Here is a 12,862-nt window from a genome sequence, read left to right as displayed (position 1 = left end):
AACGCAACTCTAAAAAATCCTGTCCATAAAATCAACTCATAAAGTCAAAGACGGCAAATAATGAACAAAGACATCCCTCCGGGTTGAACCGTCCGCTCCGCCATGCTAGCATGGGCATTCCCCTCCATGTACTGCGATTACCATACCCATACCCCCCTGTGCCTGCACGCCTCCGGCACTCCGCAGGAATATGTGCAGGCAGCCGTCCGAGCCGGACTCCGGGAATACGGCATTTCAGACCATGCCCCGATGCCTGGGGAACCTTTTGACGACTGGCGCATGAAGCAGGCGGACATGCCGGCCTACCTGGACTGGCTCACGGAAGCCCGTGAATGCGCCGCGCTGCACGGACTGACGGTCCGTTCCGCTCTGGAATGCGACTGGTTTCCCGGCATCGAACCATGGATAGAGCACCTGCAGGGCCTGCACGCATGGGATTACCTGATCGGTTCCGTCCATTATCTGGGGGAAAAGGAGGAATTCGACAATCCCCACAGGATGGATTTCTGGCACCGGACGGATGTGGAGGACGCATGGGAACAGTATTGGGAACGCTTCCGGAACATGGCCGCCTCCGGAATGTTCCACATCATGGGGCACGCGGACCTGATTAAAAAATTCGGCTTCCGCCCTTCTGGAGACCTGCGCCGTTATTATGAACCGTCGCTGGAAGCCATGCGGGAAACCGGAGCCTGCCTGGAACTTAACACAGCCGGTTGGCACAACAAGTGCGGGGAACAATATCCGGACGGGCAATTCCTGAAAATGGCGGCGGAGGCGGGAATTCCCCTCACCATCAGTTCAGACGCCCACAGGCCGGAGGATGTAGGGCGGGATTTCAAGCGGGCCGGGGAACTGGCCCGGCAGGCAGGATTCAGGCATCTGGCCTCCTTCCAGGGGGGCCGCATGAAACTGTTCCCCCTGCCCGGAATCTGATGCTTTCCCTCCGCGGCAAAGGAATGTTCCGGCAGGCCTTGGCGGCAGCCGCACGGGCGGCCTGTTCCCCGTATTCCCATCCGTCCGTCCCTTTTTCCAGTAAACGGCACAGGCCCATGGACAGAAAAGGGAACGCTCCGGAGCATCTTTAACTTCTGTACAAACTCGGCTTTACGGGCAAAGGTATCGGACGCGGAGGCACGGGACGGGGAGGGGGCGGCTGGGGCCGGATAATGACAGGCGGCGGCGGGTAATTCCACGTCCTGATAATCGGAGGGACAATGATGCGTTCCGTTCTCGGCTGGCTGGCCACCTCCCTCACTTCCCCCTGCAATTGGGAAACCTGCTTATTCAAATCTGCAATCTTCTTCTGGGTACCGTCTTTCAAGGCCAGGTATTTCTTCTCCAAATCCTGCCAATACTGTTCTGCGGTTTCCCTTTTTTTACGGATGGCGCTTATCTGCTCCTGATAGGCTGCCGCCCTTGCGCGGAAAACGCGGGCGTCTTCCGGCAAACCCACACGGTCCGCTTCCAGGGCATTCCACTGCAGAGCCATAACCTCCGCCTCCACCTTGGTAAGTTCCCCCATCAGCAAAAACATGCGGGAAATATCCGCCCCTTCCAGATAGCGGGGATGCCGCTCCGCCTCAGACAGGGACTCCCGGATCTTCCTGGCTTCTTCATCGGCCGCCTTCCTGGCTTCTTCCGCCTTCTTTCTGCGCGCCGCTTCCTCCATCCTTCGCTGGTCCAGCCTGGCCTTCACTTCATCCGGCGTCATCCTGTAATCCCTTTGCTGGGCATCCGTCAAATCTTTATAGGAAACCTTGGCCACCCCGTCCGTGTACTGGATATTGACAAAATCATCTCCGGAAGACACCACAACGGCGTCTTTCAGCACCCTGCCGGACCGCAGGGACATATTTTCCGCCAGGGCGGCAGGAGCCAGGAGGCATAAAATCAACAAACGGGTTCCTGTTTTCATATGATTAACCTCTTCTACGTTGGTAAGAGGCGCAAGGAAAGGAATTTATTCAAAAAAATAGGACCAGAGGTTAATACTGGCGCAGCCGCCGGTTTTTAGCTAGTATATGGCGAGTCATTTACACGTATTATGAGCCGCTATTCTTCATCCTGGACACCTTTACCCGCCCTTCCCGATCCGGAAGGCTTCGCCGGCATGTACGCAGGGACCTGCGGAGAAATAATGATTTGTGCAGGAGGTACCAATTTCCCGGGAAAGCCCATGCTTGAAGGGGGAGCCAAAACGTGGACGGACCGTATCTTTACGCTCTCTCCGGGGGAAAACGAATGGAAAGAGGCCGGCACATTGCCCGTGCCTTATGCATACGGCGCCTCCGCCGGCATCAGGGAAGGCCTGCTGTGCATCGGCGGCTGCGGCAAGGAAGGGCACCGGAAAGACGTTTACCTGCTGAATCTCGCGAAGGGAACTGTCACCACGCATCCTTTCCCTTCCCTCCCTATCGCCCTGGCATATACGGCGGCTGCCGTCCTGGACGGGAAAGTCTATCTTACAGGAGGGTGCGAACGCCCCGGCGAGCAGGACTGCACCAACCGGGTCTTCATGCTGGACACACGCCGGACGGAACAGGGATGGCTGGAACAGGCCCCGCTGCCGGGCCGCGGCCGCTTCCTGCATCAGATGGCCGCAACAGACGGAGCCCTGTACGTGCTCGGCGGCATCGGCCTGCGGGAACAGGACGGCCAACAGGTCCGGGAACTGCTGAAGGAAGCCTGGAGCTATACTCCGGAACACGGATGGACGCGCCTGCCGGACATGCCTTACGCCATCGCCGCAGCCCCCACCCCGGCCCCGGTTTCCGGAAACGGCGTCATTTACCTGCTTGGGGGGGATGACGGCTCCGGAAAAAAATACACTCCCCAAACTAATCCCGGCTTCAATAACCAATCCCTGTGCCTGGACACGGCAGACATGACATGGCACGACGCAGGCCCCATCGCCGCGCCCAGGGCTGTCCTTCCGTGTTGCGCGTGGCAGGATCGTTTCGCGGCCGTGAACGGAGAGCTCAAACCCGGCAGGCGCTCTCCTGAAGTGTGGAGCATCTCCCTCCCCTGATTTGACCGGAATCCAATTAAACCTCTCAACATATGCACATGACACGCTCCCTTACCCGAATTTCCAAGGCTTGCGGCTCCGCTCTGGCAGCCCTGCTTCTCATCGCGGCTCCGGCCGCTGACGCCTCCTTTTCCGTGGATGTCCGGACGTCCGGAACTGTTCCCGACCTTCCGGACCCGGCAGGCCGCGCCGGCATGGTTGCCGGAACCGTCACGGAAGACGACGGCAGCCAGTCCGTCATCGCCGCAGGGGGCGCCAACTTCCCCCAGGCTGCGCCGGGCGCCTCAACTCCGGAGGAACGCGGCCCCAAAACCTACTACCAGGATATTTTCAAGCTTCGCAACGGCCAGTGGAGCAAGGCGGGAACATTGCCCGTCCCGCTGGGTTACGCCGCCTTTGCCAGCGTGGGCAAGGGGCTGGCTGTGGCCGGAGGCCACAATGCTCAGGGCATCCTGAAAGATGCCCTGCTGATTAAAACGGACGGCTCCGTAGAAAAGCTTCCTCCCCTTCCCGTCCCCGTAACGGAAGCCTCCTGCGCCGCCCACGGGAACAAATTGTTCGTCATCGGCGGCAGAGACCGGGAGCAGCCGGAAACCGCACTCAATACCATCTACATGCTGGACACCACGCCGGACACGGATAAAATGAAATGGGTTTCCCTTCCCCCTTTTCCCGGAGAGGGGCGCATTCTCTCCACCGCTGCCGTCTGCGACAGCACCCTGTTCATCATAGGCGGCTGTTCCCTGTCCAGGGATAACTCCGGAGAAACCTCCAGGACGTATCTTTCCGACATGATCGGCTACGACATGACGTCCAAGGACCCTTCCAAATGGGGCTCCTCCGGCAGGCAGCAGCTTGCCGGACCGGGAATGCCCGTAGCCGCCGCCGCGGGTCCCGCCCCGGTGCGGGAAAACTCCATTCTCCTGATCGGCGGAGACAAGCGCGGCAACTCGCCGGACCCGTCCAGGCCTGTGGCGCAGTCCCGGGATATCCTGGTCTACGACGTCATCGGAAACACATGGACGCGCCAGGGGGAATGGCCCGTGGGCATCGCCACGGTTCCCGCCGTTGTCAGGGGCTCTGAAATCATGACCATCAGCGGGGAAACGGCCCCGGGCGTCCGGACTCCCGTAAACGCCTCCGCCTCCGCAGGTTACCACTTTGAAATGAGCACGGTTGATTACGCCGTTCTCATTCTGACCATCATCGTCCTGGCGATCATCATCGTCTCCGCCGTGCGCAACGGCGTTAAAAATGTTGCCTCCGTCACGGACCCGAACACCAAGCCGGGCCTGTGGGCCTGGGTAGCCGTCATTGTCCTGTGGTTTGTGGTCATGCTGAACTATTTTGACCGCCAGCTCCTTTCCGCCCTGCATGAACCCATCGTACGGGACATTCCACAGACGGAAGCCCAGTTCGGCATGGTCACCTCCGTTTTCCTGCTGATTTACGCCCTGCTCAGCCCGGTGGGCGGCTTTCTGGCGGACCGCTACAGCCGCCGGCTGATGATCCTCTGCTCTCTCGTCGTCTGGTCCGTGGTCACATGGTGGACCGGCCATGCGGAAGATTACACTTCCCTGCTCATTGCGCGAGGCGCCATGGGCATCAGCGAGGCGTTCTACATCCCCGCCGCCCTGGCCCTGATTACGGACTACCACCGCGGCAGCACGCGCTCCATCGCTACGGGCCTGCACATGAGCGGCATCTATGTAGGCATGGCCGTCGCCGGTTTCGGTGCCACCATGGCTTCATGGACGGGATGGCGCATGACATTCGCCCTGTTCGGCCTCATCGGCGTGGCGTACGCCGTCATCCTCATCCTGTTCCTGAAAGATCCGTCCAAAGCCCCGGCGGATACGGCCCAGGCAAAAAAACCGTCCGTACCGGAGAAAAAAACGGTGCTGCTCAATGTGGACAATGACGAACAGGCCATCAAGGAACCCTCTTCCAAACTTTCCACCGGAGCCGTCCTTTCCAGCCTTCTGAGCGGACGCCCCATGTGGATGCTACTGGCCGTAGTGGCCTTTGCCGGAGCCGGAAACTGGTTCCTTCTCACCTGGTATCCCACCCTGCTTCAGGACAAATACCAGCTCTCCTCCGCGGAAGCGGGCCCCGCCGCCACCCTGTGGAGCTCCGTGGCCAAATACGTCGCCGTGCTGGGAGGCGCCATCCTGGCGGACATGTGGTACAGGCGCAACGCCCGCGCCCGCGCCCTGGTGCCGGGCATCACCTTCACCATATCCGGCCCATTGGTGGTTCTGGCGCTGCTGCCCGGCATCTTCGGCTGGGACATCACCGTCCCGCTCGTGCTCATGCTGGGTCTGGTCGCCACGCAGGGGCTGGCGCAGGGATCACTGGACGCCACCCTCATGCCTGTGCTACGCTCCCATATCGACGAGCGTTATTCCGCAACCGGCTATGGCCTCCTCAACCTCACATCCGCCGGCGTGGGCGCCCTCATCTCCTTCTTTGGGGGATGGTTCAAGGATCAGGGCGTTCCGCTGACCACCACCCTGGCGGCGGCAGGATGCCTGATGCTGTTCTGCGGGCTGCTGCTCCTGATGCTGCCGCGTCCCAAACATTAAACGCAATTATGTTCATGCCTCCCGTCTTACCCCTGATGAAAAAGCCCGCACGCCTCTGCCTGGCGGCGGGAACTCTGTTCGCCCTTTTCCTTACCCCCCTTGCACAGGGGCGCACCTGGACCAACCTCCAAGGGAAAAAACTGGAAGCAGAATTCATCAGGCTGGACGGCCAGAAAGCCGTGCTGAAACGTTCCGGCGGCCAAACCGTCTCCATTCCCCTCTCCCAGCTCTCCCGGGAAGACAGGGATTTCATCGCGGAACAGGAAAAAGGTGGGGCACTCCCCTCCAATACGGCGGACAATTACCACCTGCCGTGGCCCAGGAGCGTCAAATGCCCGGACAATTTCAAGGTGGAAACCATCAAGGAGGAACCGGGAGAATATATTTATGAAACACCCCATTTCCGCTTTATCTGCGACGCCAAGCTGGGCACCGGCATGATCAAGCGCCTGGGCCTCCTCTTTGAGGCCACCCACTTGGCCAACAAAACCCTTCCTATAGGAAACTCCCCTGCCCATGACGATTCCGCCAAATTCCCCGCCTACCTGTATGAAAAATTCAGCACCTATCTGGAAAACGGCGGACGCGAAGGCACGGCGGGCATCTTCCTGGGGACAACGCGGCCAGGGGACCGCGGAAGAATTCTGGTTCCGTTCGATTCCCTGGGAGTCAAAACCATGGGAAGCACATACGTCATTGACCGTGACAAGGACGCTTCCACACTCATCCATGAACTGACGCACCAGCTCATGTCTTCGCAGGCTAAGCAGGCCAGCTGGTTTTGTGAAGGCTCCGCGGAATACATGGGCATGACGCCCTATGCCGGTGGCCGCTTCAACTTTGGAGCCAACCGATCCCACATTGTCTCCCGCGTGACGGAATACGGCAAAAAAAATACGGGGGGACGGGCCCTTGGGGATGACTTTGAGGCACCCGGCCTGGAAGCTTACATGAACATGCCCTATTCCCAGTTCACGGGAGAAAACGCCAACCTGAACTACGGCCTGGCCGCCCTGATGGCCTACTATTTTTACCACATGGACGGCAAGGGCGATGCCCGGCGCATCAAGAATTACATGAAAGCCATTCAATCCGGAACCAGTGAAAAGGAAGCTCAGAAACTCCTCCTTGACGGACGGAGCTATGAAGAACTGGCCAAAGAAATTGAACAGAAATGGCGCAAGGCCGGCGTTAAAATCCGCTTCCGTTCCTCTTCCTGAACTATGCCGCGGCGTGCCGTGGAAACAGTCCCCCGACGGAAAACGAAGGGCGGTTTGTGCCCTGAAAAACCGTTGACACGGGAGGGAAAGGCGGCACACTTCCCTCAACAGGGATTCACAGACACGCATGGCAGAAGAAGCTTCCATATCCGCCCTGATGGACAGGGTAGCCCGTACCGCCCCCTTTCACCGGGAACTGGCAAAACTGGGCACAGAGGAACAGGCGGTTTTCGACCATACTTCCCTGCCCGGGGTGCCGTTTGTAGCGGCCCTGTGTATCAGAACCCTTCCGGATACCGCACGGGCCTGGGTGGTCGCGCCCCATTTGCGGGCTCAGGAAGCCCTTGCAGCCCAACTGGAAACCTGGGGAGTGCGCCACCTCCTCTTCATTCCGGAAAAAGAGGTGGCCCTGGGGGAGGAAATGGGGGACCCGGAGCTCGCCGCGGAACGTCTGAATATCCTTCACCGCATCTCTTCCAGCCGCACGGGCGGGCAAACCATCATTTTAACGGAAGGCAGCCTGAACGATGAGGTTCCGTCCCCCGACGGCATGCAAAACCAGGGGATCACCCTGAAAACGGGGGAGACGCACGCACCGGACGACTTGATACGGCAGTTTGGGGAAGCGGGATTTGAAGGTGTTCCACAGGTCATTTCCCGCGGGCAATGGTCCCGACGCGGCGGCATCCTGGATGTCTTTCCTCTCCAGTCCTCCCACCCCGTGCGCCTGGAGTTTTTTGACGACGAAATTGAATCCATCCGGGAATTTGATGTGGATTCCCAGATTTCCTTCCGCAAGGCGGAACACGTCAACCTCATACTGACGGAAGCCGAGGGCGCGGAAACCCTGCGGGACTGGATCAAACCGGGCGACCTGGTTATTACCGCCCCTTTCTGCAAGGAACGGGGGAACGTATGCATCCTCACCTCTCCCCCGGAAAATGCGGCGGGGGAAGAAGACTTCTCCCTTGCCATCCATGACAATCCCCTGGGCAGCTTTGAGGCGGGGGACTTCGTGATGCAGGAAATGCGCCGTGAACTGGCGGAACGCCAAATCCGGGAATGGCTGGACCGGAAATGGAATGTCAGCATGTTCTTCCCCAATGAAGGGGAGGAAGAACGCTTCCGGGACATCTGCGCCGGAACGCCCGCTCTGCTGTCCATCACCCCTCTTCGCGGAGAACTTCCGGCAGGGTTCAGCATCCCGGAAGCGAAAACGGCCGTCCTCTCTTCCTCGGAACTGTTCGGCAGGTACCAGTCCGCTACGGCGCGCCGCCGCGCCAGCCGGGAAGACAAGGCGCGCAAGGCACGCGCGCAGGCATCCCTGAAAGACGTCAATCCCGGTGATCTGGTGGTGCATACCAGCTACGGCATCGGCAAATTCATCAACATTTCCGCCTCCCCTGACTCCGGAGACGAGGAAATGAACATCCTCTACCGGGACAACACGATCCTGCACGTCCCCCTCAGCCAGGCTCACCTGGTTTCACGATACATAGGCCTGGGAAGCAAAACGCCGGAACTCAACAAACTGGGGGACTCCAAATGGCAGCGCGCCAAAAAATCCGCAGAACGATCCGTGGCGGATTACGCCGCCCAGCTCCTCAACGTCCAGGCGGAACGCCAGACAGGAAAAGGCTACAGCCACCCCCCGGACAGCAAATGGATGTGGGAATTTGAAAGCTCCTTTCCCTTCCGGGAAACCCAGGACCAGCTCCGCGCCATCGCCCAGACGAAAGCGGACATGGAATCCACCCGCCCCATGGACCGCCTGATCTGCGGAGACGTGGGCTTCGGAAAAACGGAAGTTGCCATCCGCGCCGCCTTCAAATGCGTGACGGGAGGCCGCCAGGCGGCCGTGCTGGTCCCCACCACCGTATTGGCGGAACAGCATTTCCGCACGTTCAAGGAACGCATGAGCGAATACCCCGTACGTATTGAAATGCTCAGCCGCTTCAGCAGCGCGGCGGACATCCGCTCCACGCTGGAAGGGCTCAGAACGGGAGCTGTGGACATCGTCATAGGCACGCACCGGCTCATTTCCGATGACGTATCCATGAAAAATCTGGGCCTGGTAGTCATTGACGAGGAACAGCGCTTCGGCGTCAGGCACAAGGAAAAATTCAAGGAACGCTTCAAGGGAATTGACGTGCTGACGCTGTCCGCCACGCCCATTCCCCGCACCCTGTACATTGCCCTGATGGGAGCACGTGACATGAGCTCCATTGAAACCCCGCCCGTCAACCGGCAGCCCGTCCAGACAAGCGTGTGCCCTTACGACGAACGCATCATGAAAAAGGCCATGGAACGCGAGCTGGAGCGCGGAGGACAGATTTTCCTGCTGCACAACCGCGTGAAAACCATCGAACTGTTCCGGGACCGCATCCAGGCCCTGGTGCCCAAGGCCCGCATCGTCATCGGCCACGGCCAAATGCCTAAAGAAGAACTGGAAAAGGTCATGCGCACCTTCGTGCAGGGGAAAGCGGACATCCTGCTGGCCACCACCATCATCGAATCCGGCATCGACATTCCGAACGCCAACACCATCATCATTGACCGCGCGGACCGCTTCGGACTGGCGGACCTTTACCAGCTCCGCGGCCGCGTGGGCCGTGCGGGCCACCGGGCCTACGCCTACCTCATGCTCCCCAGATCCGCCGCCGCCACGGGAGACGCCCGCAAACGCGTCTCCGCCATCAAACAGTATACGGAACTGGGTTCCGGCTTCAAAATTGCCATGAGGGACCTGGAAATACGCGGTGCGGGCAACCTGCTGGGAACCCAGCAGAGCGGCCACATCGCCGCCATAGGCTTTGACCTGTATTGCCAGCTTCTCCAGCAATCCATCGCCCAGATGCAGGGCAAACGCACGGCCCCCCGTCCGGATGCGGCTCTAAGAACGGACTTTATCATTAACAGCGAAACGCAGTTCGCCGCAAAATCCCGCAAGGACTATCTGGGAGCCTTCCTTCCCAGGGAATACATTAGTGACGCGGCCCTGCGCATCTCCGCCTACAAGGATCTGGCCACCGTCCGGACCCTTAAGGAAGCGGACAATCTGCTCCGCGCCTGGGAAGACCGCTTCGGCCCCGCGCCGGAAACGGTGCGCCACCTGCTGGACTCCCACAAAATCAAAATCCTGGCATCTCATGCCAACATCTCCATGGTGGAAATCAGCGGGCAGCGCCTGATGCTCACCAGAAACGGGGATTTTATCCTGTTGTCCAACAAATTCCCGCGGCTGGCAAGCGCCGCTCCCGCGGACAAACTCCGGGAAACGCTGGACATGCTGAAAAACATTTAAATCCGCTGCGGTCATCTCGTGGCTGAATTCACCCATGGGAAAACATGAAAACCCGGAAAACAGTTCTTGCCCCTTTCCATGCCGGGAACGGGGTTGCGGCAGGAATACGAAACCGCGTATCCGCCAGACCGCTCCGGCAGCTTTCCATCAAATCTGCTTCTCTTTACCGTTGGAAAGCTCCTTTTTCCGCATCATTTCCATGATGCCGCATGTGTTGGCCGGAGCCATGATCACTTCTATTGACCACTCGAAATTCTCTACATTCTCTGCGTAATCATCCATATTCATGGACACCTCCAGAACAGGAGATTCCTGGGTAAGAGCCGAACGGAAAGAACGGGACATAACTTCCTGCCCATCCCTGAGCAGGATCACCTTGTCAATAAAGAGACTTCCCCCCTCTTTGGAAGTCCGCACCAGACGCACGCCTGAAAATTGGTTCATCTTCCTGTCCGGAATGGAACAGCACATCCGCGTATAAGTTCCCTCCTGCTGACCCAGAAGCTCCCAATGGGCTAAAATGGGGGCGGACAAAGTGAGCCACGACAAATCATAACCGGAACCGGCCAACAGTTTGGACAGCCTCATGACCATCTCTGCGGAATAATCCACCCCCCACCCCTGGGAATACAAAATGCCCAGCATTGTGACCAACCATAAATGCTTGAAAAGGGTTGAATTCTCTTGAAGAAGCTTGAAAACGGTTGAAAATACGTGCGTTCCGGGGAAAAATGGAAGGGTGGCGCAAGAAGTTAAGCCCATAAATGCCCGTAAGGGTCAATTTTGAAAAATCGTAAGGGTCATTTGTCCCATGTGAGACACTCCCGCCAGCGGTCCGCGCGTGTCTCGCGGAAGCCCGGCGAACTCTCCGCGGGCTGGCCGCGGTCAGGGAACAGGAACGCCCAGGAGGTCCGCGGCAATGCGAACATTATCCGGGGAAAGGTCGATGCCGTGAGCGACGTGTCCCAGGTCGCGGGCGGCAACAAGAGTCGTCCCGCTCCCCATGAAAGGGTCGAGGACGCGGGAACCGGGAGGAAGAACCGTCATCAGGTGGCGCATGAGCGGAACAGGCTTGCCTGTGAGGTGCATCTTGTCGGAAGGCTTGAGATAATGCCGGAAAACGCCAGCCGGAAACACGCGCGGGCGGTCCTGCTCCTTGCCGATGCTGCCGCGCGTGGCAATGAGGATAAACTCCGATTGGTTGCGGAACATGCCCTGGTGTGGGCGGCAAGCCTCCGTCTTGTCCCAGGTGACGACGGCGCGCCATGTCCACCCGGCCACCTGCAAGGCGTCCGAGGTCAAAGGAAGCTGCCTCCAGTCGGAAAAGACCATCAGCCAGCCGCCGTGCCGGGTGATCCTTATTGCCTCCTGCATCCACATGACGGACCACAAAAAATGGGTGCTCTGGTCCCTGGTGTCGTTATCAAAAGAAAGATACCTTGAGGAAGACAGGTATTTCCGGGCGGGGGAAGCCTTGCGTTCCGCCGTCGTCAGGCCGCCGGAAGCGTACGGCGGGTCCGTAACGACGGCGTGATAACAATCGTTGTCCATGCACTCCATCAGGGAAAGGGAGTCGCCGCACAGGAAAGGGGAACGTGAAAACATGCTCGCATGATGGCACAAAACAGGCCGCGGCTTTCACGCCGCGGCCAGGATAAAAAATGTTAGATTACAACCGGAGGGAGGCATCTTGCGGAGAAGGTCCGTTCAGATAAGCCTCCCGGCGGACGGAGGACCAGAACGCCGGGGCCGTCCGCGTCCGCTCAAGGAATGCGGCAATGTCCGCAAAGTAGTACATAGATTGAAAAGGAGACGGGCGCACCCGCTCAATGACGCCAATGTCCGCCAGGCGGGCCAGCACGCGGCGGCCCACCCGGAATTCTTTTTCAATCTCTTTGACGGTACCCAGCTGGACAGGTTCCCCCATCCTTAGGGCGTACGTCCGTTCGTCGATTTTGATTTTCCGGACGGGAGCATACCAGCGTCCGCTGTCCGGGTAGGAAATAGGAAGGATGAGTTGCTTTGCTTTGGTCATGGTTAATAGACGCGGTCGAGAATTCCGGGGCATACAGGTTCAAAGTAAAACCCGGTCATAAAGAGGGGTTCCCCCGTTTCCTGGTCCGGGACGACGTCATCCCTTCCCTGGCTCCGGAACCGGACAGGAATCTTTTTCCGGAAGGTTCCAAAGCCCCCTGGATCAAGCCGGGCCGTTCCACCTGGACCTGGTGGGACCGCGGGAATGTCCTGGAAAACGACCAATATGCCTTTGTCGATATGACTGCCGAATTCGGATGGGAATATCACCTCGTTGACGAAGGGTGGAAAAAATGGGGCCGATCACTTCCGGAAAGCATGGACAAGCTGGCCAAACTGGCCAGCTACGCCGCCGGCAAAAACGTAGGCATCTGGGTATGGGTGCGATGGTCAGACGTCAACAACCCCGCCAATGACTGGGAAAATATGCGCCGCTTTTTCAGCTCACTCTCCAAAACGGGAATCAGGGGAATCAAGATAGACTTCATGGACTCCGCCTCTCAGGAACGCCTGGACTTCTACGACGCCGTAGCGGAAAACCTGGCGAAAAACAAGCTTATGGTCAACTTCCACGGAGCCAATACCCCCACGGGGGAGGAACGTTCCTGGCCGCACGAAATGAGCCGGGAAGGCATTTACGGCGGAGAACAGAACATCTGGGCCGCCATTGGCGGGCAGCACTACTGCG

10 protein-coding genes are annotated in these 12,862 nt (G+C 59.0%); 6 read left to right on the top strand and 4 right to left on the bottom strand.

Annotated elements, in window-relative coordinates:
- Window positions 1-102 precede the first annotated feature (102 nt).
- A complete protein-coding gene (locus tag WW58_RS08955) occupies window positions 103-936 on the top strand; it encodes a histidinol-phosphatase (protein WP_022197570.1) in 834 nt (277 codons plus the stop codon).
- A gap of 148 nt (window positions 937-1,084) precedes the next feature.
- On the opposite strand, the gene WW58_RS08950 is transcribed toward WW58_RS08955, so the two are convergent.
- Complete coding sequence (locus WW58_RS08950) at window positions 1,085-1,918, bottom strand: hypothetical protein (protein ID WP_046437019.1); 834 nt, start codon at window positions 1,916-1,918, stop codon at window positions 1,085-1,087.
- 129 nt (window positions 1,919-2,047) lie between these two features.
- On the opposite strand from WW58_RS08950, the gene WW58_RS08945 reads away from it, so the two are divergent.
- The 4 genes from WW58_RS08945 (at window position 2,048) to mfd (ending at window position 10,140) form a co-directional block, all read left to right on the top strand.
- Window positions 2,048-3,031, top strand: coding sequence for a Kelch repeat-containing protein (locus WW58_RS08945; protein WP_046437017.1), 984 nt, complete (start codon window positions 2,048-2,050; stop codon window positions 3,029-3,031).
- Window positions 3,032-3,063: 32 nt separating this feature from the next.
- Window positions 3,064-5,616 carry an MFS transporter gene (locus tag WW58_RS13395; protein WP_102758516.1) on the top strand — a complete coding sequence of 851 codons (2,553 nt, stop codon included), beginning with the start codon at window positions 3,064-3,066 and terminating at the stop codon, window positions 5,614-5,616.
- Window positions 5,617-5,630: 14 nt separating this feature from the next.
- Window positions 5,631-6,836: an SHD1 domain-containing protein gene (locus WW58_RS08935; protein WP_179219141.1), complete on the top strand. Its 1,206-nt coding sequence runs from the start codon at window positions 5,631-5,633 to the stop codon at window positions 6,834-6,836.
- Window positions 6,837-6,963: 127 nt separating this feature from the next.
- Entirely contained in the window at window positions 6,964-10,140 is a 3,177-nt protein-coding gene (gene mfd, locus WW58_RS08930; RefSeq protein ID WP_102758515.1) for a transcription-repair coupling factor, read from the top strand.
- A gap of 147 nt (window positions 10,141-10,287) precedes the next feature.
- Here the strand turns inward: mfd and WW58_RS08925 are convergent, their stop codons facing one another.
- From WW58_RS08925 to WW58_RS08915, 3 genes are all read right to left on the bottom strand, one after another.
- Window positions 10,288-10,785: a hypothetical protein gene (locus WW58_RS08925; protein WP_022197577.1), complete on the bottom strand. Its 498-nt coding sequence runs from the start codon at window positions 10,783-10,785 to the stop codon at window positions 10,288-10,290.
- Window positions 10,786-11,025: 240 nt separating this feature from the next.
- Complete coding sequence (locus tag WW58_RS08920; RefSeq protein WP_046437011.1) at window positions 11,026-11,745, bottom strand: DNA-methyltransferase; 720 nt, start codon at window positions 11,743-11,745, stop codon at window positions 11,026-11,028.
- Window positions 11,746-11,809: 64 nt separating this feature from the next.
- Window positions 11,810-12,175 (bottom strand): hypothetical protein, encoded by a 366-nt coding sequence (locus tag WW58_RS08915; RefSeq protein WP_046435094.1) that lies wholly within the window; start codon window positions 12,173-12,175, stop codon window positions 11,810-11,812.
- Here WW58_RS08915 and WW58_RS08910 point away from each other — a divergent pair.
- A partial coding sequence (locus WW58_RS08910; protein WP_046437007.1) for a glycoside hydrolase family 97 catalytic domain-containing protein occupies window positions 12,163-12,862 on the top strand: 700 nt, incomplete at its 3' end. The two genes, WW58_RS08915 and WW58_RS08910, sit on opposite strands and share 13 nt — an antisense overlap.

It is taken from the genome of Akkermansia sp. UNK.MGS-1, assembly GCF_000980515.1.
Classification (GTDB): Bacteria; Verrucomicrobiota; Verrucomicrobiia; order Verrucomicrobiales; family Akkermansiaceae; genus Akkermansia; species Akkermansia muciniphila.
The sequence above is the reverse complement of the archived record's forward strand: the minus strand, read 5'-3'. Positions and strand labels throughout refer to the sequence as shown.

Bases quoted from the DNA above. Each gene is read 5' to 3' on its own strand.
- WW58_RS08945 (WP_046437017.1), top strand. From the start codon at position 2,048: ATGAGCCGCTATTCTTCATCCTGGACACCTTTACCCGCCCTTCCCGAT.
- WW58_RS13395 (WP_102758516.1), top strand. From the start codon at position 3,064: ATGCACATGACACGCTCCCTTACCCGAATTTCCAAGGCTTGCGGCTCC.
- WW58_RS08935 (WP_179219141.1), top strand. From the start codon at position 5,631: ATGCCTCCCGTCTTACCCCTGATGAAAAAGCCCGCACGCCTCTGCCTG.
- WW58_RS08915 (WP_046435094.1), bottom strand. From the start codon at position 12,175: ATGACCAAAGCAAAGCAACTCATCCTTCCTATTTCCTACCCGGACAGC.
- mfd (WP_102758515.1), top strand. From the start codon at position 6,964: ATGGCAGAAGAAGCTTCCATATCCGCCCTGATGGACAGGGTAGCCCGT.
- WW58_RS08955 (WP_022197570.1), top strand. From the start codon at position 103: ATGCTAGCATGGGCATTCCCCTCCATGTACTGCGATTACCATACCCAT.
- WW58_RS08925 (WP_022197577.1), bottom strand. From the start codon at position 10,785: ATGCTGGGCATTTTGTATTCCCAGGGGTGGGGGGTGGATTATTCCGCA.
- WW58_RS08920 (WP_046437011.1), bottom strand. From the start codon at position 11,745: ATGTTTTCACGTTCCCCTTTCCTGTGCGGCGACTCCCTTTCCCTGATG.
- WW58_RS08950 (WP_046437019.1), bottom strand. From the start codon at position 1,918: ATGAAAACAGGAACCCGTTTGTTGATTTTATGCCTCCTGGCTCCTGCC.